The organism is Tamlana sedimenti (genome assembly GCF_038148895.1).
In the GTDB taxonomy this organism is placed as follows: Bacteria; Bacteroidota; Bacteroidia; order Flavobacteriales; family Flavobacteriaceae; genus Tamlana.
Genome location: NZ_JBBVGQ010000008.1, coordinates 13,796 through 36,391 on the forward strand (window position 1 = coordinate 13,796; position 22,596 = coordinate 36,391).

Annotated in this window: 22 protein-coding genes; 3 read left to right on the top strand and 19 right to left on the bottom strand. The window is 36.8% G+C overall.

The features are described 5' to 3' along the window. From WJN01_RS15010 to WJN01_RS15030, 5 genes are all read right to left on the bottom strand, one after another. The coding region (locus WJN01_RS15010; protein ID WP_445197978.1) for a hypothetical protein at positions 1–1,616 on the bottom strand (1,616 nt) is incomplete at its 3' end. Between the two features lie 109 nt (positions 1,617–1,725). Next, positions 1,726–2,460: a hypothetical protein gene (locus tag WJN01_RS15015; protein WP_445197979.1), complete on the bottom strand. Its 735-nt coding sequence runs from the start codon at positions 2,458–2,460 to the stop codon at positions 1,726–1,728. A 44-nt stretch (positions 2,461–2,504) separates the two neighbouring features. Beyond that, the gene (locus WJN01_RS15020) at positions 2,505–3,425 is read right to left on the bottom strand and encodes a DUF4412 domain-containing protein (RefSeq protein WP_445197980.1); all 921 of its coding nucleotides are present in this window, start codon (positions 3,423–3,425) and stop codon (positions 2,505–2,507) included. A gap of 6 nt (positions 3,426–3,431) precedes the next feature. Then, entirely contained in the window at positions 3,432–4,316 is an 885-nt protein-coding gene (locus tag WJN01_RS15025; protein ID WP_445197981.1) for a hypothetical protein, read from the bottom strand. A gap of 2 nt (positions 4,317–4,318) precedes the next feature. Beyond that, on the bottom strand, positions 4,319–5,506 hold the full coding sequence (locus WJN01_RS15030) for a hypothetical protein (RefSeq protein ID WP_445197982.1): 1,188 nt from the start codon (positions 5,504–5,506) through the stop codon (positions 4,319–4,321). Between the two features lie 294 nt (positions 5,507–5,800). On the opposite strand from WJN01_RS15030, the gene WJN01_RS15035 reads away from it, so the two are divergent. After that, positions 5,801–6,301, top strand: coding sequence for a hypothetical protein (locus WJN01_RS15035; protein ID WP_445197983.1), 501 nt, complete (start codon positions 5,801–5,803; stop codon positions 6,299–6,301). Between the two features lie 3 nt (positions 6,302–6,304). Here the strand turns inward: WJN01_RS15035 and WJN01_RS15040 are convergent, their stop codons facing one another. From WJN01_RS15040 to trmD, 10 genes are all read right to left on the bottom strand, one after another. After that, entirely contained in the window at positions 6,305–6,535 is a 231-nt protein-coding gene (locus WJN01_RS15040; protein ID WP_445197984.1) for a DUF6095 family protein, read from the bottom strand. Further along, positions 6,525–7,343: an N-acetylmuramic acid 6-phosphate etherase gene (gene murQ, locus WJN01_RS15045; protein WP_445197985.1), complete on the bottom strand. Its 819-nt coding sequence runs from the start codon at positions 7,341–7,343 to the stop codon at positions 6,525–6,527. Before murQ ends, WJN01_RS15040 begins: the two co-directional genes overlap by 11 nt. Before the next feature lie 29 nt (positions 7,344–7,372). Then, complete coding sequence (locus tag WJN01_RS15050) at positions 7,373–8,833, bottom strand: TolC family protein (RefSeq protein WP_445197986.1); 1,461 nt, start codon at positions 8,831–8,833, stop codon at positions 7,373–7,375. 6 nt (positions 8,834–8,839) lie between these two features. Then, positions 8,840–10,192 (bottom strand): ABC transporter permease, encoded by a 1,353-nt coding sequence (locus tag WJN01_RS15055; RefSeq protein ID WP_445197987.1) that lies wholly within the window; start codon positions 10,190–10,192, stop codon positions 8,840–8,842. A 1-nt stretch (position 10,193) separates the two neighbouring features. Continuing rightward, positions 10,194–11,438, bottom strand: a complete 1,245-nt coding sequence (locus WJN01_RS15060; RefSeq protein ID WP_445197988.1) for an efflux RND transporter periplasmic adaptor subunit — start codon at positions 11,436–11,438, stop codon at positions 10,194–10,196. Between the two features lie 105 nt (positions 11,439–11,543). Continuing rightward, positions 11,544–12,362 carry a DUF4249 domain-containing protein gene (locus WJN01_RS15065; protein WP_445197989.1) on the bottom strand — a complete coding sequence of 273 codons (819 nt, stop codon included), beginning with the start codon at positions 12,360–12,362 and terminating at the stop codon, positions 11,544–11,546. 4 nt (positions 12,363–12,366) lie between these two features. Next, positions 12,367–14,739 carry a TonB-dependent receptor gene (locus WJN01_RS15070; protein ID WP_445197990.1) on the bottom strand — a complete coding sequence of 791 codons (2,373 nt, stop codon included), beginning with the start codon at positions 14,737–14,739 and terminating at the stop codon, positions 12,367–12,369. A gap of 73 nt (positions 14,740–14,812) precedes the next feature. Continuing rightward, positions 14,813–17,023, bottom strand: a complete 2,211-nt coding sequence (locus tag WJN01_RS15075) for an NADP-dependent isocitrate dehydrogenase (protein WP_445197991.1) — start codon at positions 17,021–17,023, stop codon at positions 14,813–14,815. An 861-nt stretch (positions 17,024–17,884) separates the two neighbouring features. Further along, the gene (rplS, locus tag WJN01_RS15080) at positions 17,885–18,235 is read right to left on the bottom strand and encodes a 50S ribosomal protein L19 (protein WP_370480249.1); all 351 of its coding nucleotides are present in this window, start codon (positions 18,233–18,235) and stop codon (positions 17,885–17,887) included. A gap of 369 nt (positions 18,236–18,604) precedes the next feature. After that, positions 18,605–19,282 carry a tRNA (guanosine(37)-N1)-methyltransferase TrmD gene (trmD, locus tag WJN01_RS15085; protein WP_445197992.1) on the bottom strand — a complete coding sequence of 226 codons (678 nt, stop codon included), beginning with the start codon at positions 19,280–19,282 and terminating at the stop codon, positions 18,605–18,607. A gap of 151 nt (positions 19,283–19,433) precedes the next feature. Here trmD and yaaA point away from each other — a divergent pair, with 151 nt between their 5' ends. After that, complete coding sequence (gene yaaA, locus WJN01_RS15090) at positions 19,434–20,192, top strand: peroxide stress protein YaaA (protein WP_445197993.1); 759 nt, start codon at positions 19,434–19,436, stop codon at positions 20,190–20,192. A 2-nt stretch (positions 20,193–20,194) separates the two neighbouring features. Here yaaA and WJN01_RS15095 read toward each other — a convergent pair whose 3' ends face one another. Then, complete coding sequence (locus tag WJN01_RS15095; RefSeq protein ID WP_445197994.1) at positions 20,195–20,329, bottom strand: 30S ribosomal protein THX; 135 nt, start codon at positions 20,327–20,329, stop codon at positions 20,195–20,197. A gap of 102 nt (positions 20,330–20,431) precedes the next feature. Here WJN01_RS15095 and WJN01_RS15100 point away from each other — a divergent pair, with 102 nt between their 5' ends. After that, positions 20,432–21,127, top strand: coding sequence for a uracil-DNA glycosylase family protein (locus tag WJN01_RS15100; RefSeq protein ID WP_445197995.1), 696 nt, complete (start codon positions 20,432–20,434; stop codon positions 21,125–21,127). An 11-nt stretch (positions 21,128–21,138) separates the two neighbouring features. Here the strand turns inward: WJN01_RS15100 and WJN01_RS15105 are convergent, their stop codons facing one another. Genes WJN01_RS15105 through trpA form a run of 3 tightly spaced genes read right to left on the bottom strand, consistent with a single transcriptional unit; the run spans position 21,139 to position 22,564 of the window. Further along, positions 21,139–21,588 carry a tRNA (cytidine(34)-2'-O)-methyltransferase gene (locus WJN01_RS15105; protein WP_445197996.1) on the bottom strand — a complete coding sequence of 150 codons (450 nt, stop codon included), beginning with the start codon at positions 21,586–21,588 and terminating at the stop codon, positions 21,139–21,141. Further along, on the bottom strand, positions 21,588–21,803 hold the full coding sequence (locus tag WJN01_RS15110) for a hypothetical protein (RefSeq protein WP_445197997.1): 216 nt from the start codon (positions 21,801–21,803) through the stop codon (positions 21,588–21,590). Before WJN01_RS15110 ends, WJN01_RS15105 begins: the two co-directional genes overlap by 1 nt. Further along, positions 21,800–22,564: a tryptophan synthase subunit alpha gene (gene trpA / locus WJN01_RS15115; RefSeq protein ID WP_445197998.1), complete on the bottom strand. Its 765-nt coding sequence runs from the start codon at positions 22,562–22,564 to the stop codon at positions 21,800–21,802. Before trpA ends, WJN01_RS15110 begins: the two co-directional genes overlap by 4 nt. Positions 22,565–22,596 lie beyond the last annotated feature (32 nt).

Sequence of the window (22,596 nt, forward strand, 5' to 3'; positions counted from 1 at the left end):
TCCACGTTGCTGAAGTTCATGAATGTGGTATTAAGAGTTGGGTATGCGGTAGTGCTCTGGCTTGCGGTGGCACCCGGTGTGGACACCGTGGAGGTAGAGGTGAGGTAGAGCCTTTCGTTCTCACCGTTATACTCAAACAGTGCAAAATGGTAGGTGGTGTTGGGCTTTAGGTTGTACACAATGTCACTTGTTCCCGCTCCTTCGTAAAGTGCATAATTGCCCGTTCCAATTTGGGTGGATGCCGTTCCGAAATTACTGCTGCTGCTGTAGTTTATACCGTTCTGTGGCTCTGCGTCCACAGCGCTGCCCTCTCTGGCGATTAGGATGCTTCCCTGTCCGTTACCCCTTGTCCAGCTCACGGTCATGCTCGTACCGATGATGTTGCTAAACTGTATGTCGCTGGCCTGTATGGTGGGTGGTGATAGTGTTGCCTGGCTGGCCTCATAAGGTGGGTTTCCGTTGGTGTCGTTGCCGACTAGGTAAAAGGTCTCTGTGCCACTTCCGTTGTATTCGAAGACCTTGAAGTAGTATGTTGTTTCTGGCTCTAGCCCATATACCCAGTTTCCGCCGTTGGTCCCGCTGTGCATGACGAACTCTCCCGGGGCGATCTCGTCACCGTTTCCAAAGGTTGTGCTTGCCGCATATGACGTTCCGTCCACGGGCACCGCGGTCACAGGGCTGCCTGCCCTGGCGATGATGAGCCTGTTCAGACCGTTTCCGAACCATGAAGAAGATATGTTTCGGTAGAACCTGTCTCCGTCCACGTTGCTGAAGTTCATGAATGTGGTATTAAGAGTTGGGTATGCGGTAGTGCTCTGGCTTGCGGTGGCACCCGGTACAGATACGGTAGAAGTAGAGGTGAGGTAGACCCTACCACTACTTCCATTATATTCAAAGAGTGCAAAATGGTAGGTTGTGTTTGCTTTGAGGTTGTAAACGGCGTCACTGGTGCCTGCTCCTTCATAAAGGGCATAGTTTCCAGTTCCAATTTGAGTGGATCCTGTGCCGAAGTTGCTACTGCTACTATAGTTTATTAAATCCTCTGGCTCTATGTCAACAGCACTTCCTTCTTTGGCTATAAGAATACAGCCTTGACCGTTCCCCCTTGTCCAGCTCACGGTCATGCTACTGCCCAGTATATTGCTAAACTGTATATTGCTTGCTTGAATTGTAGGTGGAGATAACGTTTGGCTACTGGCTTCAAGAAAACTACTAGTAAGGTATTCGGTAGTGAAGTCTGTTCCGTTGTATTCAAAAATTTTAAAATAATAGGTTGTTTCAGGTATTAAACCTTCTATGTATAAATATGAATAACCTGTACCATCATAAACTACAAATTCACCTTGCGCCAATTCATTTCCCAGCCCAAATGCACCGGCGGTGTAATCTGCACCGTCAGTTGGTATAGCAGTTACAGGAGATAATGCCTTAGCAACTATAATGCGTTTGGCTCCATCTCCTGGGGTGAAACTTACCCTAATTCTATTACCATCGGTTTCTACAACCGAAAAATTTGTAGAAGGCGTTGTGGGTGCTTGTGAATATCCTAGAAACGAACATAGTACTAAGAAAAATAAAGTAGCATATTGTTTCATTTGCTGGTTGGCTGGTATCATGACGTTGATTAATTACGTTAGTTATTCATTTTTATGAGCCAAACAAAAGGGATCAAAATGGTAGGGAAGGGGCTTGTTTAATTTTTAATTGCGATACTTGATTTCCTATTTAAAGCGTTTTGCCTTCTGAGAAAATAAATTTTGTTTCTTTAGGAATCTTATCTACGGTTTGCATTTTGAACTTTAGCGGCCTTACATGACCCTCTTGATCTGTGTACACTTCTTCAACTTCAATTTTAACAATATTCCATCCTTTTTTTAAATCGATATCATAATTATGGACTATGTCAAAAGTATTTTTCATATCCAGCGTATAGGTTTTGGTCTTACAAATACCTTTTACTGATGCAACTTCGGGCACATAATAAAAATCTATATAGTAGCCAGTTACAAAATCTTTTTTTCCATATGAAAAGAAGCTTTCGCTAAAAGCTTTGGAACTAGCTAGCCTTAATTTGCCAATCGGTTTTTTGTCTTTTATAATGCCGATAAAGAAATTTCCTTGCATGGTTACAGATTCCAATTCCAAGTCACCATTGGTTGTTTTAACCTCTTCGGAGTCACAATAAAAAGCTTCATGAACAGAATTGTTCTTAATTCTAAGCTCCTGGCTTTCGGCATTGGCTTTGTTTTGTGATTCTGTAACTTCTGAAGCCATATCGTCTTCCAACTCTATAGTGAACTTACCATTAGCTTTAATAGTGCCAATGGCTTTTGGTTCTCGAACTGGTAAAATAAACTCTGCCTCACCACTTTGGTAATTGTCTATTTTACCTTTTATGGTTTGCTGTGCTATAGCCGAATTAATTAGGAACAATGTGATATATAAGGGTATTTTATTCATACATGTCTTGTGTTAATCAATTAATGGGTTAAGTTTATTATAGCTTAAAATCCCATAGATTGATACTCTTTGGTGTTTATTACAGTTTTCTTTTTTTCCAGACTCTGAGCTGTCATGGTAAAATTTTGTTTTTTCTTCTTTTTATGCTTAAAATCCATTTCCATTATAAGCGCTTCTTCCTTTAATACTTGAAGCAATGCAGGATCAAAACCTTTAGGTGTGCTTTTTGAGTTTTCAAATAAGGCCCTGAAGTTTATGGGGGCATCTAGAGTAAAATAAATGGTACCAATATAATCGGCATCTTCAATTTCAATACCGTAGCATTCATAGCCTAATATTTTTTTGGTGCCAATTTCTTTATAGCTGAATTTATTCTCTTTTTCATTTTTCATGAGGTCGTTAGGATGTTTGCTGATCATCGCCATTTTTTGACCATTTGCGTTCATAAATGTTGCAGAGGTTTCTGTTTCAGAATCGACCACAATGCACATAAATTCCATTTGTTGGTACTCCTTACTGGACATTTGCATACCAAAGTAGCTGGCATCCGGTTTGATGAGATAATCCATGTTCATCTCTTCATTTTCTGAAGTTCTCATAATGGTTTTAAACTCCCAATCAAAGGCATAAGTATCTGGTAAATTTTTTGCAGCATTTTTACCGGAACCCATCAAAGGGTTCATATTTGGTGATTGGGTTCTTGATGTGTTACTACTTGATGACGTGTTGCTTGTTTGATTGGTGGTGCTGGAAGTATTTTCTTTATTTTCCTCGTCTTGGTTTCCTTCTGTAACATCATCAATTGTTTTTTCTGTTTTTTGACTGACCACTTCGTCCGTTTTTCTTAAAACAGTTCGTTCCGCTGCCTGTTCCGCTTTCTTTTTTAATTTTTTAAGAAATTGAGCTTCAGCATTAAATGTTAAACCCAGGGCAATAAGAATGAATAAAAAATATTTTGTTTTCATGATTACTTAGTTTTTTTTATTATCAGTTTTATTATACTTCCATGGTTCCAATCCTTTTTCTATCGGGAGTATTTTTCCCAAAGGACCAGGTATAATGGATTGTTCTTCGGCTTCTGGAATGCTTACTTTGCAGTCCTGATAAGTGAATACAAACTTACCTTTGGGTTCGTCCTTAAGTTCTGGGCTATTGGAATTGATATATAATTCGTTCAATCTGCCTTGGCCATCAAACTGGATATAGCTCTCCGGATAATCTGGAAAATTATAGTTAAAGCGGATGCAATCATTTGCGCCATTGCATGTTGTTTTTTGAGCGGAATAGGATTCATTGTTTTCAAAATGCGCTGGTTTGTAGATAAAAGCAAGTTCAAGAATTAAAAAATTAAGACCTGAGCCAACGTCTTCCAACGCCTTAAATGCTTCAAAATAGGGTTCATGGGGCAATTTATATGCTTGTGTGGTTATACCAGCAGTCATAAAACCCATAGAACTGGTTGGCAAGAGTTTCATTGTGGAATAATGCCCTTTATCTTTATCATAGGCGTAGAATTTACCTTTGTCATCATGATAAAGCGGGTAGGCATTGCCAACTTGTTCTGTACGCATGGCAATAGTTTCAGAATCAAAATAAGCCGTTTGTACCAGTTGCCCATCATTAAAAAGTTTCATGATAACGTCTTTGTTGTAAAAGTCGTTTGCCGAGTTGAGAACGAGTTCTTCTTCTTCATTGGAGATGGTTCTGTTCACAGCATTATCTGTGCTGTCAAACGAAACTTCCCTCGTTTCCAAACCACGTTCTTTGGCGCGTTGCTTTAGTTTATCGAGCAGTTGGGCATGGGCTTGAAACCCAATAAAAAAGAGAAGTGATATTAATGTTAAGTTAGGTTTCATGCTTATTCTACTTTTAGTAGCACTTTATTTTCTTCGATAGCTATTACCTTGGTCTTTGCAACTCTCATATTGAACTGCTCACCTAGACGAAATTTGTCTCCTGTTATGTACTGGTCTCCTGGTAAGTATTGGTCCCCCGGCAGATATTGGTCCCCCGGCAGATATTGGTCCCCTGGCAGATATTGGTCTCCTGGCAGATATTGGTCTCCCGGCAGATATTGGTCTCCCGGCAGATATTGGTCTCCCGGTAGATATTGATCTCCAGGTAAGTATTGGTCTCCCGGTAAATATTGATCACCTGGCAGGTATTCCTTAATGGTATTGAATGACATTACGGAATTTTTTACAGGTTGCAGAATGTAAGCGCCATAGAGTACGCCCAAATAAAATTTACTATTGGGGTATTTTTTGGCTACAAGATCAGGGTCTTGCATGGATTCAAATAATTGTATATTCTGTACTTGATTATTTTCTTGGTCAACTATTAAGACAACTTTGGTTCCAGCATTTGCCGAATTTGAACTTTTAAGCCCTTTAATGTGGATATTTTTTATGGCACGAGTATAATCTCTTTCAAATTGGTTGTATGCACCTTCTATTGAAACCATTTTAGGTGTTAATTTTACTCTAGGCATATTCAAGACTTGAATGCCGTCAATAGAAACTTTAAAAGAGCCTTTATTATAGCTTATTGAAATTAAGCGCCATAAGGGTTCTTTGCCCTCTAAAGCAATAATGCTTTCGTCGTATTTTTCTTTTCTCGCTTTGGGGTCGTAAACGGTTTGGTTTATTGATGCTCTGTACCTGTAAATGGTTAATGGAAATGTTACCACTTTACCAATATCTGTTTTTTCTTCACCTACATGATGACCATCCCAAAATCGTATATTGTAATATTGATAGGAGATTGACTTTTCTACCTCGTCAAAAAATGCTTCAAATTCTACCGTAAAGGAATCAGATAAATAGTCATTGGTATTTAATAAAGGTTTGATAATACCTTTATTGCCCAAATAAATTACTTTTTCACCTTGAAAGGTTGCTATCTGTGCAGTGCCCTTTATTAAGTCCCATTTGGCAGGGAACTCACCGTCCGTTTCGTTGCTTGGCCTGTCATTAAAAGATTGTGAATGACAAAGCCCTAAAAGCAGAAAAAATAAAATTAAAGTTAAAGAGTGTTTTGTTTTCATTGCGAGAGATTATGTGAATTTGCCCTACCACATAAAACTAACCCGAAATAATATACACCCATAGAACATATGTTTCAAAGTATGCCATATATGTAACATGTCAGTAAAAAAGTTCGCTATTATTGCCTTAAGTGCTTTTTAAGGACTGAACAGTGTTTTTGAAAAATGGAATTTTATCGAATTGAATTTAAACCGTTATTAGTTTTCAATTTTGGAAAATATGTAAGGAAGCAAATAAAGAAAGACTAATAGCAGATTGGTTTTAATAAAATAATTTTACCTATTTTAGTTTACATGAAGATAATCATCCAATCTACTTTAAAAACACTTCAAAAATCCCAGGTTATTCTTAACTCTTTATCCAATGCCCAATTGTGCGATGTTTCAGTGCCACCTTACCACTCAAGTATTGGTACACACATTAGGCATATTTTAGATTTTTATGATTGCATATTCAAGGTCAATTCTGAAGCTAAAATTGATTTAACGGCCAGAATTAGAAATAAGGATGTAGAGTCAGACTGCACTTGTGCGCAAGATTATTTAAAATCTATAATACACAAGTTGAATAATGCGCCGTTTAATTTGACGGATACTATTTTGGTTATTGATGATTTAGGCCTAGGGAAAACAGAAATCCCCTATACCTACGGTTCTCTTTTAGCCCAAGCCAATAGCCATACCATACACCACTACGCCATCATTAACTATATTTTTGATAGTCTGGGGATTAAAGTAAATGATTCTGAATTTGGCTTTAACCCAACAACGCCAACACAAACTACCGTTGGATAGAACTTATTTGTTTTTGAACATGCTGCTCATAATGAGCCTTATGCCTTTAAAAATTAGAAAAACAGCCATAGCGCATATTAAACAGCCAACAATTAACATAGGTGTGTACAATGAATTTTCGGGTTGGCTAAACGCAAAGCTTAACATGATGGGCCCAATAAAAAGGCTGAGTACTGCAAAAATTAAGGTTTTTATGCCTTTAAAAAGAATGACTTTATCTGTTTTATTTTCCATGGTTATAATTTTGAATGGCTAATCGCACATTTTTATATTTTTCAAGCAGTGCCTCTGCTTCGTTTTGAGATATATTAAGTTCGGTCATGATCATTCTAGTACCGCGATTAACCAATTTGTTATTGCTCAACTGCATATCAACCATTTTGTTGCCTTTTATATGCCCCAATTGAATCATGGTTGATGTGGTGATCATATTAAGCACTAGTTTTTGGGCAGTACCAGCTTTCATCCTTGAGCTACCAGTAACAAATTCGGGGCCTACAATAACCTCAATGGGGAATTGGGCGGTTTGTGAAAGTGGACTGTTATGGTTACAGGTTATGCATCCGGTAATGATATTGTTTTCGTTACACCGCTCTAAAGCTGAAATAACATAAGGTGTTGTACCAGATGCGGCAATGCCCACCACAACATCGTTACTGTTGATATTATATTTTTGCAAATCTTCCCAACCTTGGGTTAGGGAGTCTTCTGCAAATTCAACGGCTTTTCTTATGGCTGAATCACCACCGGCAATTAGCCCAATAACCAAATCATGGGAAACTCCAAATGTAGGTGGACATTCAGAAGCATCTAAAATACCCAATCGTCCACTTGTGCCAGCTCCCATGTAAAATAAACGTCCCCCGATTTTTAATTTTGAAACAATTTGTTCCACCAGTCTTTCTATTTCCGGAAGTGCTTTTTCAACAGCAAGTGGTACGGTTTTGTCTTCATTATTGATGTTTTTCAATAATTCTGAAACCGACATCTTTTCAAGATGGTTGTAATTTGAATCTTGCTCGGTAGTTTTTGTAAAACCCATGTGCCAAAAATAGCAATTAATTGGCAGTTTTAGTCATAAAGAATATCCTCAGCTTCTATTTTTTTGTCATTTATAAAATCGTAGAGTGTAAGTTGTCTAAGGGTGTAATAATCTCTCCAAAAGCGTTCTAATGAATTAAGATATCTTAATACAGCATCATCTTTTTCCCGCAGTGCTATATTCAAATCTGTTATGCTAATTTTTCCCAAAATATAGCGTTTTTGTGAGATGTCATATCGTTTAGTAGCCACTTCTTTGGCCTTTTCAGAAGTATATAAAAAATCTCTTAGGCTGGACCAATTCAGCACATGCAGATATATTTCCTGCTCAAATTCTTGTTGGTCTTGATTGATGCTGTTGTTGGTCAAATTCAAATTAGCCTCTGCCATTTTACGTCTAGATTTGGACACACCCCAATCAAAAATGGGTAAGCCAATGGTAACCTGAACACTTTGTTGTTTATTGAAGTTGTTAAAAAGGTTGTTAAAATCCTCGCCATTTTGTGAAATCCCGAAGTTGGCGGAAACACCTAACCTTACCCTGTTGTTTCCCTTTTGCTGGGCAACTTCTTTTTCGGCCTCCAATCGTTTTCTTCTAAATTCTATAACCGCTTTTCTGTTTGTTTGCGCTTCACTTAGTGCTTTATCTATATCAACATCGAAAAGCGGCAGTTCTTCGGGAACTGCAAGTTCTAAATTTTCAGTTTCCAATTCCAAATAGCGCGCTAAATTTTGCGAAGTTCGTTTTACTTCAATTGTATTTGTTGTTAGGTTGTTTTTGGAGTTTAATAGGGTTAGTTCCATCTGCAACAACTCATTTTCAGCAATTTTTCCCATTTTAAATCTTCCTTTACTTATTTGGTATAGGGTATCTTGATTTTTTAAATTGATTTTGGCGATTTCCAATTGCATTTGAGCTTTTAACAAATCGAAATAACGGTTGGATGTACTCACCGATATTTGCTCCATACTTTCCACGAAATCTCTTTTTGATTCTTCGAAAACCAAAGGCTCAATTTTTTTGTCCCATTTAAACTCGTTATAAAACAGAGAATTTTGAAAATAATTTAAACTAAAGGGGAAAACGGCATAGCCGATATTTTCGTCTAGCCCAAAAAGCTCAATACGGTTTAAACGTGAATTAATTGATAAAGTTCCACCCGTGTAGGGAACACTTTGTGACAATGATAAACCGCCTTGGAGAAATAATTGATTTTTAGTTCTGAATACATCTTGGCCTTCATCATTGGTAATAAGCTCTACTTCATTTCTGTATTCTGGTAAAATGGCATTAAACCGTAATTCTGGCAAAAACCTAGCCTTGTAATTTCTAAAACGCCAATAACTGGCCTGATTTCGGTTAAGGTTAATTTTGTAATCTGGTGATTTTTTTTGAGCGATGCCAATAGCTTCGTTAAGCGTTATTTTTTTCACTTGAGAAAAAGTTGCCAAAGGAAAAATAATGATGAGTAATATAAATATTCGTTGCATATTGTTCTATTCAGATCTTAGAGCTTGAATTGGTCTTTTGTTGGCTGCCGCCTTTGCCGGGAAAATACCGAATGTTAACCCAACCAAAACGGCAATAAAAAACGATACAGTTATTGATGAAAAAGACAGCACGGTCTCAATACCAGAAACAGCTTCAATAATGTATGCGCTCAGAATCCCTAAAACAATACCAACAATGCCTCCGCCAACACTTATGAGTACAGATTCCGAAAGGAATTGTAAGATAACGTCTTCTTCGGTAGCGCCAATGGCTCGAATAATGCCGATTTCCTTTGTGCGCTCCAAAACCGAGGCCAGCATGATATTCATAATTCCAATACCACCAATGAGCAACGAAATGCCAGCGATAATGCTCAGTACAATATTGAAAATCTGTTTCGTTTTTTGCTGTTGCTTAAGAAGTTGAATAGGGATGGTAATTTCAAAATCCAATACATCGTTGTGTCTACGTCGCAACATTTTGCTTAATACTTCGGCAGTTGCTTTTAGCTGGTTGGAGTTGGCAACCTGAACTGTCAGTTTATCAATTTGATGGTAGTTGCCTCGAGGTATTTTCTGTTGCGGACCATTTTGGTTTTGGTTACGCGCGTTAGCATCATCTGTAATGATTTTCCGGTCTTTATACCTTACCAAAAAAGTGTTTAATGGGATGTAAACATCTTCATTCAAATCTCTAATACCTAAGTTTTCCTGTGCTTTATCTGAAATGAATTTTTCCTCAATAACACCAATAATATGCAACCAAACGTCTTTTACCTTTATTTGTTTGCCCAGTGCGCTTTCTCCGGTAAAAAGCTTTTTTTCTACTTTTTTACCCACAATGCAAACAGGCATGGCGTTTTTTATTTGGTAATCACAGAAAGCTGAGCCGTTATCTAACGTAACATTGGAAGCTTCAAAAAAACTTGGGGAAATGCCAACAAGTTTTACTGGATTTTGCTTTCCATTGTTGATGACGTAAGTGTTCATAACAATTTCTGGACTAATCAGTTTTACACTGGGGATGTGCTTTTTTATACTTTGGGCATCTAGAACATCCAACCCCTTTGAAAATCTTTTGGATTCAGTTTTACTACTTTCTTCGTCATCCTCATTGGCATCTTCATTTTCTTCATCGGGTATCGGTGTTACAACAATATTGTTTACTCCAACAAGTTCCAATTGAGCCAATATTTCTTTTTCAGCGCCATTACCTATGGCCAACATGGCAATTACAGAGGCAACACCAAATATAATACCCAATGCGGTTAGAAAAGTTCTAACTTTATTTGTTTTAATAAACCAAAATGCCTCGCTGAAGCTAGATTTTAGTTTCTCAAAAAGTATCCTATCTATCATTTTATTTTAATAGCGTTATACTTTTGTCTTCCAAATCTACGGGTTTGTTTAAGTAAACGATATCATTTTCATCTAAACCTTTGTTGACTATAATAACTTCATTGTTGGAATCTCCAAGTTCTACTTGCTTTTTTTCTATGGATAAACCTGACTTTACATAAGCGAAGCTGATGGAATCTTTTGAAAAAACAGCTTCCAACGGAATCATTAAAACATCGTCTTGCTGTTTGGTCAGGATTTTATTTGAGGTAGTCATTCCAGGGCGTATGTTTTTATTGGTGCCATTAAGCTTTATTAAAACCTGAAATAGCTTAATATCTGATCCCACTTTCGTTTCTCCAACATTTGCAACATCGGTAACAATACCGTCCAATTCAATATCAGGAAAAGCATCAAAGCCTACTTTTGCTGTTAGCCCTTTTTTGAGCTTTCTGATATCCACCTCATTGCAAAACGTTTTAGATTCCATTTTGGATAAGTCTGGCAAACTGGCAACTGCCGGATCCCATGGGCTAATTGTTGAACCAACTTTTCTTTTGTTTCCACCCCACTCCCTGATATAAGTTACCATGCCGTCGTCATCAGAATGGATAGTGAATTCCTTTTGAAGCTCCAACAGGTCGTTAATTTGCTTTTTATATTTTGAAACTTCGGTGCCAACCTCAATCATTTTGGCATTGGCCTGTCTTTTTTTTATGGAATAATCTGCTCGTTTTTCTTTTAAATCCCGTTCGGTTTTTTCAATGTTGATCTCTAGAGACCTAATCGTGGCTGGTGGTTCGTATTGTGAACGGGTAAGTTCCAGTTTGTCTTCTTCAATTTTAAATAGCAGATCTTTAATGGCATTGCGCTCTTGTTTCAGCGTTAAAGTAGTATCGAGTTGTTGTTGGATATATCTTGATTCTCCTTGTTCCAGGTTTAATTGGGCATCTTGAATACGGCCATTTAGTTCAGTAACATCCAATTTACCAACATAATCCCCTTTTTTCACTACAGTCCCTTCCGGAACTAAATCTTGGATTTTTATTTGATATAAACCAAAACGCCTTGCATTACTAGGACCATCAATTTTTTTTGAGCTTGTAGATTGCGCTTCTCCAGATATAAAAACCTCATTTAAAAAAGAGCCCTTAACTACTTTGGTGGTTAGCGAAACGTCTTCATCACTTGACGAGCTGAAGTAAGAGTAGGCAATAATTGGTAGTACGATGATGGCAATTATTATGGCAATTCTTTTTTTTGTCATGCTAGTTTTTGTTGATGAATTTTTAAAATTACAAAAAAAACAGACCTGTAAGATTTTATTTAGTTAAATAAATCCCAATATTTTAAATATGATTTTTTAGGAAATTTATTCTATTATATAAGTGAAAACGTCTGTTTCGGAAGCTCTAAAAAAGCCCAATGGAAAATTATCAGGATCGGTTTGATTAACACAGTTTCCTCTTAAAGTTGCAGGTTGGGTTTCAAATGGATCGCCCGAGTTTTCATCGGTTTGTTGCAACAAAATAAAAAGATAATTGAACGCGCGCTCTGTGATGCCTGAGTTTCTGATGACTAGTTCATCGCCAGTTTCAATATTTTCATCAGAAAAGAAACCAAAAATTTGATTGCCGTCGGTAAATTTGTCTTCATAAACTTCTAAGGCAATGTTGTTATTTTTCAGGACTACAAACTCAAATAGATAAAAGTTTTTTACATTGGCTGGATCGGTATAAAACGCTTTTATTTCTGTTTCATTACCTCCAAAACCACCTTCGTTTTTTTGTTCGACCAACTCAATTGGGGCGACAGGAGTTAAAACGGTTGTAGAAGTATAAATCTCATTTTTGTAATTAATGTTTAGGTTGTAAGTAGCATTTAGTAAGGGAATGAAATTCTCTGTTTGATAAATTCCAGAATTGCCATCCTCTACGAAATTATAAGAATTGCTATTTGAATCTGTTACAATAACCGTCGCACCTGTTGCAGGAGGTATGTCATTGTCAAAATATGGTGCGGTTAAGCTCAATCTAATTTTTTGCGTATTACCATCGGTTCCCTTTATCCAGTTTATGGAAGCATCAATGACCAATTTGGGCGCTGTGTTTTTTAAGTCGACATCAATAACATCTTCACAAGAGCTCATGAAAAACATGGAAAGGCAAAATATGAATAGTATTTTTTTCATGGCTCTAAAGTTTAAAATTGTAAGAAATTGACGGAACAATACCAAAAATGGAAAGCCTTGTCGCCTCATTATTATTGGTTTCGCTATTTCTACCAAAATTTATTGATGCAGCGTTTTTGCGATTGTAAACATTGTAAATGCTAAACACCCAATAGCTCTGCCAACCTTTGGTTTTATTTGGTTTTGGGGTATAATTCAGGGCTAGGTCTAGCCTGTTATAGGAAGGAAGCCTGTTTTCGTTCCGTCCTTCATAATGCGGAATATTAAGTCCGTTATACTGATATTGTGCAACAGGAAATGTGGCGGGCTGCCCTGTTTGATATAAAAAGTTTGCGTTTGCTTTCCATTTATTGTTCCAGCGGTAGCTTCCCGTAACTGAGATGTCATGTGTTTTGTCATAAGGAGTTTTATACCAATTGCCATTGTTTATGCCCAATTCACCAGGTATTCTTCCAGGTGTTCGTTGTTCAGATTTTGAAAGGGTGTAGGCTAGCCAACCGTTCAGCTTGCCTTCATTTTTGCGTAGCAAAAGTTCTAAACCATAGGCTCTAGCCTTTCCGTTTAAAATAACTTGCTCAATGGCATTGTTTGCAATTAAATCAGCTCCGTCTGTATAATCAATTCGGTTTTTTATTTTTTTGTAGAAGCTTTCCACTTCTAAGGAATACATGTTATCACTAAAATTTTTAAAATACCCTACTGCATACTGATCTAACAGCTGTGGTTTTACATATTTTCCGCTGGGTGTCCAAATATCTAATGGAGTAGGTGACTGGGTGTTGGACAGCAAATGCAAATACTGGCTCATCCTATTATAGCTCAATTTTACGGAACTATTGGTGTTCAACTGGTAAGCCAAGGAGGCTCTTGGCTCAAGATTGTAAAAGCTTTCTATAACATCGCTTCTTTTGAAGGATTCGGTTCCTATAGGTTCTGCTTTCTCATAAATCTGAAAATCTTCATTGAATATTACGGCTTCGTCATTTTCATAAATATTGAGTTCATCTTGCCCCAAACGATGGAAGCTACTCAACCTTAAACCATAGGACAAAGCCAATTTTTCTGAAAGTTTATGTTCGACATCCAAGTAAAGCGCATTTTCAAAAGCATATTTATCAGTTAATTTAAACGGGTTGATGCCTGAAGTGGGCACAGTGGGATTTATTTCCCCTGGATTAAATTTATAGTAGATGCTATTTAAACCGTACTGAAGTTTTAATTTATTGCTTATATAATGTTTGAAATCGTATTTTAAATTGAAGTTTTGAATACCCGAAACCCAATCAAACTCAACAAAATCTAGTTTTAGGCTATAGTAATAATCAGAATAAATAAATGAAAGATTGGAGAAAATCTTATCTGAAAATAGGTGGTTCCACCTAAAGTTTAAAACGGAATTGCCATAGGTGTTTTCAAAACTATCTTGAATACTGAACACGTCCCGGCCAAAATAACCTGAAAGATAGATATTGTTTCTGTCGTTTAATTTGTAGCTCAATTTGGTATTTAAATCGTAGAAATAGGCTATATTATTAATGTCGAAAAGAGGAAGAAACAAGTGGGCATAGCTTGATCGACCTCCAAAAAGAAAAGAGCCTTTATCCTTTTCTAAAGGGCCTTCTACAAGCAAACGGCTCGAAACCAATCCGATACCGCCATTGGCATGAAACTCCCTGCTGTTGCCTTCTTTTTGGTAAATATCCAATACGGAGGACACTCGACCACCATAGCGAGCTGGAATACCTCCTTTAAAAAGCCTTAAATCTTTAATGGCATCAGGATTGAAGACAGAAAAGAAACCAAACAGATGGGATGAATTGTAAATGGTTGCTTCATCTAAAAGGATTAAATTTTGGTCGGCTGCACCACCACGCACATTGAATCCAGAAGCTCCCTCTCCTGTAGTTGTAACGCCAGGGAGCAACGTAATGGCTTTTATGATGTCCGATTCACCCAACACAACAGGAATATCCTTTATGGTATTTGAAGTGAGCTTGTTAACGCTCATTTGGGGCGCTTTTATGTTGGGTTTTTCAATATTTTCCACAATAATAACTTCATCCAAATTTTCCAAAGCATTCGTTAAACTGAAATTCCTTGTCATATCCTGGGAAAGGGTTATGGTTTCAGAAATGGAGTTAAACCCCAAATAGCTCACAATAACTCTGTAACTACCTCTAGGTAATGTAATGGAGTAGAAGCCGTATTCGTTAGTTGTTGTTCCTGATTGGATTTCTGGAAAGATAATATTGACCCCAATTAAGGTTTCATTGCTTTTTTTCTCTGAGACGGTCCCACTAATGGTATATTTTTCTTGGCTGCTTAGGGTGTTGTAGAAACATAAAGCAAGGAGTAAACACATGAAGTTTTTTCTCATCAACGCGCAATTTGCATAAAAATAAAAAAAAGCCCCTTGAAAAGGAGCTTTTAACATTTTCTTTAACAAAATATTACGCTATAATAGCATTGAAGGTTTTGCTTGGTCGCATCACTTTATTTGCCATTTCTTCATTGGGTTCGTAATATCCACCAATGCTTACTGGCTTGCCTTGAATGTCGGTCAATTCCTTTAATATAAGAGCTTCATTATCGGCCAGTTGTTTGGCAATTGGCGTAAATTCAGCCTTCAAAGCTTCATCGCTATTTTGTTTTGCCAATTCTTCGGCCCAGTACATAGCTAAGTAAAAATGGCTTCCTCTGTTGTCCAATTCTCCAGCCACTCTTGAAGGACCTTTTTTGTTCTCCAATAATGTACTTGTGGCATCATCTAAAGTTTCAGCTAAAATTTTAGCTTTTGCGTTATTGTTCACTTCACTAAAATGCTCTAACGAAACAGCCAAGGCTAAAAATTCACCTAAAGAGTCCCAACGCAAATGATTTTCTTCCAACAATTGTTGCACGTGTTTTGGTGCAGAACCACCAGCTCCGGTTTCAAATAACCCACCGCCATTCATTAACGGTACAATTGAAAGCATTTTTGCACTTGTTCCAACCTCTAAAATTGGGAATAAATCGGTTAAATAATCACGCAAAACGTTTCCAGAAACCGAAATAGTGTCTTTTCCTTCTTTAAGTCTTTTGCATGTAAAGATAGTGGCATCGATTGGTGATAAGATTCTTAAATCCAATCCAGTTGTATCGTGGTCTTTTAAATAGGTATTTACCTTTTTAATTAATTGTGCATCGTGTGCCCTGTTTTTATCCAACCAAAAAACAGCCGGTGTTTCTGAAGCTCTTGCTCTTGCAACGGCTAATTTAACCCAGTCTTGAATTGGGGCATCTTTAGTTTGGCACATTCTCCAAATATCGCCTTCCTCAACGTGGTGTTCCATAAGTACTTTACCAGAGGCATCTATCACTTTTACAACACCGTTTGATTGGATTTCAAATGTTTTATCATGAGAACCATATTCTTCCGCTTTTTGCGCCATGAGTCCAACATTTGGGACTGTACCCATTGTGGTTGGGTCAAAAGCTCCATTTTCTTTACAGAAATCAATAGTTGCAGCATAAACCCCCGCATAGCTGCTATCTGGGATAACCGCTTTAGTATCTTGTAATTTGCCTTCTGCATTCCACATTTTGCCCGAAGTACGAATCATGGCAGGCATGGATGCATCAATTATAACATCACTGGGTACGTGTAAGTTGGTGATTCCTTTATCGGAATTTACCATGGCAATACTGGGACCTTTTTCGTAAGTTGCTTCTATGTAGGCTTCAATTTCTTTACGTTGTGCGTCTGGTAGTTCCTGAATACGCTCCAAAAGATTGCCCAAACCGGAGTTTACATTTACATCAAGCTCCTCTAAAACCTTACCGTATTTTGCAAAAACATCCTTAAAATAAGCTTTTACTGCATAACCAAAAATGATAGGGTCGCTCACTTTCATCATGGTACCTTTCATATGCAATGAAAAAAGAACGCCTTTTTCCCGAGAGTCGGCAACTTGCTTGTCTAAAAAGCTCACCAAAGCTCTCTTGCTCATTACGGTTGCATCAATAATTTCACCCTTAAGCAATTTGAAACTATCTTTTAAAATAGTGGTATGGCCTTTATCATCAACATGTTCTATAGTAATGCTTGTTGCCTCAGGAACGGTAACTGATTTTTCATTATGCGCAAAATCGCCTTCGCTCATGGTGGCCACGTGTGTTTTTGAATCTTTTGCCCATGCTCCCATAGAGTGTGGATTGTTTTTGGCGTAGTTTTTTACGGCTTTTGGTGCACGTCGGTCACTATTTCCTTCACGAAGTACAGGGTTTACAGCGCTACCTTTAATTTTATCGTAACGTGCTTTGGCATCTTTTTCGGCATCGTTAGCTGGCTCATTAGGATAATTTGGAATTTTATAGCCCAAAGATTGTAATTCCTTTATAGCTCCTTTTAACTGGGGAATTGAGGCACTAATATTAGGTAATTTAACAATATTGGCCTCTGGCTTTGTTGCCAATTCACCTAGGAAGGCCAAATCATCCGAAACCTTTTGGTCTTCCGATAAATAATCTGGAAAGACTGCCAAAATTCTAGCTGCCAAAGAAATGTCTTTGGTTTCAATATCAATACCTGAAGATTTAACAAATGCTTGAACGATTGGAAGTAATGACCTTGTGGCTAGTGCCGGGGCTTCATCGGTTTTTGTATAAATGATTTTAGACATTCCTGTGATTTGATTTTTAGAATTATTACCAAGCTAAAAACATAGTAAAACGGGCTTCGTTTTTAGCGTTGCGAATATACAAAAAAAAGGTAGTTATTTAAGCTCAATCGATTAACTTAAAAGATAGAGCAAATTATAATTGTTATAATTTTAAAAAAGTAGGTTCGTAATAGCAATTTATTAATAAACGGGAAGAAAAGTTATAAAAAAACAAAAGCCATATCATTTAGAATTTAATCTATGTTGACATGGCTTTCTCGAAATAACTCTGCGTGACCAAATTAGTATTGTGCTACTAAACAAACTTAAAATTTTCATTCAAATTTTTTGGTTCAAGTTTTGTTATTTCAACGAAACATTGTTGCAATTTTCAAAATGTATTGACTTATTGCATCGTGTTTCTGTTAATTGTTTTTCTTGATACTATTAACTCCCTCTTCGTTTTCACGTTAAATTTATCAATAGCATTGCTTTCATTACAACATATACTTTCATATATACTGCTTTTTAAGCTTTCAACCATTTTAGTAATTACCTGCTTGTACGTGTAACACTTTTAATGATATCATGGTTTCTAACTTTCCCACGCATACACGTGCTGCTCGACAACCTCAAAAAACAATTTTTTGTATAAGAACGTTACCTTATTTAGAATATAATATAAATTCGTTGTTGAGACGAAACCAACCGAACGTTGTTATTATTCCTTCTACTAAGATACGATTAAAATCCAGATTAGCCAAATTTCTCAACCAATTAGTTTTCAACAGTTTGTGAACTCGTTTTATTAACTTTTGTTAATAAAAAAAGCCCTGAGATTTCTCAAGGCTTTTATGCGCTGCGATTGCAGTAATAATGTTGTTAGTGTCTTGCTTCTTTAATTCTGGCTTTTTTACCAGTAAGACCTCTAAAGTAGTAAATTCTTGCTCTGCGCACTTTACCACGTTTATTAACTTCAATTTTTTGTAATGCTGGCAAGTTTATTGGGAAAATACGCTCTACACCAATAGACCCAGACATTTTTCTAATTGTAAAAGTTTCTGAAGCCCCAGAACCTCTTCTTTGTATTACTGTACCTCTAAAAAACTGGGTACGAGTTTTGTTACCCTCTTTAATTTCGTAATAAACCGTAATAGTATCACCGGCTGAAAAATCAGGTAATTCCTTTTTTGTTACAAATTCGTCTTGTACAAATTTTACTAAAGATTCCATATCTTTAAAATTAATAGTGTTTGATTCAGAACAACATTCACGATTTTCGCCAGAGGTTAACCCGAAAGTGGGTGCAAAGATAATTAAAAAGTTAAAAGTTTAAAGTAAAAAGTTAAAAGTTTTTTGCTCTTTTATGGTGTTCCTTTTTGCTGGTTGTTTTGTGCATCTATTTACGGATTTAGGTAGCAAAAAGTCAGGCTATCCGCTATATCTTTCTTGTGCTGAACTTGTTTCAGTATCTCATCATGCTTCTAGTTAAATTATAGTGCGCCTCAATTACAAACTTATACGTTATGCACAAAAAAGGATGTCGCTGCTATCCTTAACACAAAGCCGTGGTTGAAATATATAAACAGAGATAGAAAGAGTTTATTCTTCCAACAAATCTGGTCGTCTTTCTTTGGTTCTTAAATAGGCTTGTTCTTCGCGCCATTTTTCAATTTTGGGCAAATTACCGCTAAATAACAATTCAGGAACCTTCCAACCTTTGTATTCTCGAGGTTTGGTGTAAATGGGCGGAGCCAATAAATTATCCTGAAATGAATCGGTTAGGGCAGAAGTTTCATTGCCCAAAACCCCTGGAATCAATCTTATAACGGCATCACAAAGTACGGCGGCGCCAAGCTCCCCTCCGGATAGCACATAATCGCCAATCGAGATTTCTTTGGTTATAAAATGGTCGCGCACACGTTGGTCAACCCCTTTATAATGTCCACACAAGATAATGATGTTTTCTTTAAGCGATAGTTGATTGGCCATGCCCTGTTTTAAGGTTTCGCCATCGGGTGTCATGTAAATCACTTCGTCATACTGGCGTTCTGCTTTTAACGCCGAAATACATTTGTCAATGGGTTCTACCATCATCACCATACCGGCACCCCCGCCAAATTGGGTATCGTCAACCGATTTGTAATTATCGGTGGTGTATTCTCGTAAATTATGAAAATGGACTTCAACCAGTCCCGCTTCAATAGCGCGTTTTAAAATGGAGGCTTCAAACGGACTTTTAAGCAATTCGGGCAAAACGGTTATGATATCAATACGCATAGCTATTGTTTAGGATGCAAAGATAGTTTTAATAAATAAATCTCATTTTGATAAATTCAACTTATCGTAGCATTAAAAATTACTCTAACATAAGATTATTAAAATGCCATAGTAATCGTAAATTTGAAAAAATTGAAAACTAAAGCATTACATGAAATTAGTACTATCACCAGCAAAATCATTGGATTTTGAAAGTAAATTACCCATAGAAACATATACCCAACCGCAGTTTTTAAATCAGTCTGAAAGGCTAAACAAATTACTGAAGAAGAAATCTGCCAAAAGTTTGTCTAAACTTATGAGTATTTCGGATGCTTTGGGGCAATTGAATTATGAGCGTAATCAAACTTGGGAATTGCCATTTACAAAAGACAATGCGAGGCAAGCTATTTATGCCTTTAGCGGTGATGTTTACCGTGGCTTGGATGCATACACTATTCCGCCAGACAGCATTGAAAAGCTACAAAATACGGTTCGTATTCTTTCTGGTCTATATGGTTTATTAAAACCAACCGATTTAATCCAGCCTTACCGATTGGAGATGGGTACAAAAATGCCCGTTGGAACAAAAAAGAACCTTTATGAATTCTGGAAAAAAGATATTGTTAAAGCATTAAATGAAGAGTTGGAAGACGGCGAGTTGTTCTTGAATTTGGCCAGTAACGAATATTTTAAGGCCATCGACGTAAAAGCATTAAAAGTACCTGTTGTAACCGCTACTTTTAAAGACTTCAAAAACGGTGAATACAAAACCATAATGACCTATGCCAAATTGGCCCGTGGCTTTATGACACGTTACATTGTTGATACGAATGCAAATACCATTGACGATGTTAAGGGTTTCAATTACGAAGGTTATAATTTTAGTGAGCCCATGTCGTCCGAAACCGAGTTGGTTTTTATAAGATAACTTTATTTAGGTTTGGCTTTATCCCCAACGCTAATCTTAGTTTCCACAGGTATTTTTTTCTTAATTCGTGGTCTTCTTACCCCAAAAGTTCCACGGTTAATTTTACCTCGTTTTGTTTTTTTATCGCCTTTTCCCATAATGGTTAGATTTTAAATTGATTGATTTATAATTTAATAAAATGAATATTTTTGACCAAATTTTTGGTGGGTTAAAACAAAACAACTTTATTTGGTTTTAGCATGTTCAGGCATAAACATCCATACAAGCCGTTCATACAAGCCGACACCCAAAAACTTATTGTGGGCACCTTGCCACCACCTCGGTTTTCAATAGGGGAACTTTTGGAAAAGGATGTTGATTTTTGTTATGGAAGCTATTACAATTCCCTATGGTTGTATATCGATAAGATTCATAATTTAAATTTACGATACGACAATTCAAAGGAAGCTGTGCAAGAGCGTAAAAAGTTTTTGATTAAGCATAAAATCGGGGTTTGTGATATTGTTGAAAGTTGCGAACGTGACAAAATTGATGCTTCAGATTTGGGGATGACCAATATTAAACTTAGAAACCTTATTGGCTATTTAAAGGAATTTCCAAAGGTTGATACACTTTTGTTTACTGGTGGGAACAGCAAAAACGGACCAGAATATTTTTTTAGAAAACATATTAAGGAACATAATATAAAGTTGGAATTGGTTTCAAACGAAATACCACGAATACACGAGTTCGTCATTCCAGACAAACAGGATGTGAGGTTGAGCGTAGTCGAAACCTACAAGCCACGAAAAATCAAAACAGTTTCGTTAACTTCTGCCTCAGGCTCGGCAAATCGAGCAATCGGAAGTATGCCATTATATCAGCAGTTAAAAACGAAAAATCCTGATTTTAATACTTTTGATTTTCGGGTGATGCAGTATCGGGAGTTTTTTTGATAAATTAAAAATCAAATAGATTTTAAGCCTTCATAAACAACAATGCTTACAGCATTTGCTAGATTTAAGCTTCTAACGTGGTCGCTGTAAAGAGGAATTTTAAAGAGGTGTTCTTTTTGTTCATAAATCAATGATTTTGGTAGCCCAACGGATTCCTTTCCAAAGATTAAAAACATGCCATCCTCAAAAGGGATATCCCAATGTTTTTTTTCACCATGACTGGACAAAAAAGCCATTTTTTTGCCACGGTTTACTTTGAAAAACTCATCAATATTTTCGTAAGAAGTCACCTGTAAATGTTGCCAATAGTCCAATCCGGCTCGTTTAAGTCGGGTATCGTCTATTTCAAAACCAAAAGGTTTAACAAGGTGCAAATTAGAACCGGAAGCCAAAGCCAAACGACCAATATTGCCCGTGTTATTAGGAATTTCAGGTTCGACTAAAACAATATTTAAGGGCATTACTTTTTAGATATTTTCAAAACTATGGCGATGATTAGCAATACAAATGGAAAACCATGTAAAAGAACATCAAACCAATCTATAAGTTGCATGCCTTTTGCTCCGCCAGCAATCCATTTTATTTTCCCCCAAATATGCGGTTCAGGGAAAAACGGAGCCAGCCCCAAGGTGAGGCAAAGCAAAATGATGATTTTAAAATCCTTGAAAATTTTCATTCTAAAATAGAATTAACAAATTTATCAATAGTATTTATGTCTTCATTAGTGACATACTTCACAAAAGCACTTCCTATTATTGCGCCTTTTGCATATTGCGTAGCTTGGGTAAACGTTTGATTATTGCTAATACCAAAACCAATAATTTGTGGGTTTTTAAGATTCATTTTATCAATACGTTCAAAATATTGGGTTTGCTCATCACCAAAACCAGATTTTGCCCCAGTGGTGCTTGCGCTACTTACCATATAAATAAATCCGTTGGAAATAGAATCAATGTATCGGATTCGTTCGTCACTTGTTTGGGGCGTGATTAAAAACACATTGATCAGACCATATTTTTCAAAAATGGCTTGATATTCTTCATGATAAACGTCAACGGGTAAGTCCGGAATGATTAATCCATCAATACCAATTTCCTGACATTTTTTACAAAATGCTTCTACACCATATTGAAACATAGGATTGAAGTAACCCATAATGATTAATGGAATATTCACCGTTTTTCTGATATCCTTTAGCTGGTTGAAAAGAATTTCAGTGGTCATACCATTTTTTAATGCCTTGGTTGAACTATCTTGAATGGTAGGTCCATCAGCTAATGGGTCACTAAATGGTAGACCAATTTCAATCATATCCACCCCGTTTTTTTCCAAATCTTGAATGATGGAAACCGTATCGTTTAAATTTGGGTAACCTGCGGTAAAGTATATAGAAAGAAGCTTTTTGTCTTCAGATATTTTCTTGTTAATTCTGTTCATTTTCTCGTCACCCTGAACTTGTTTCAGGGTCG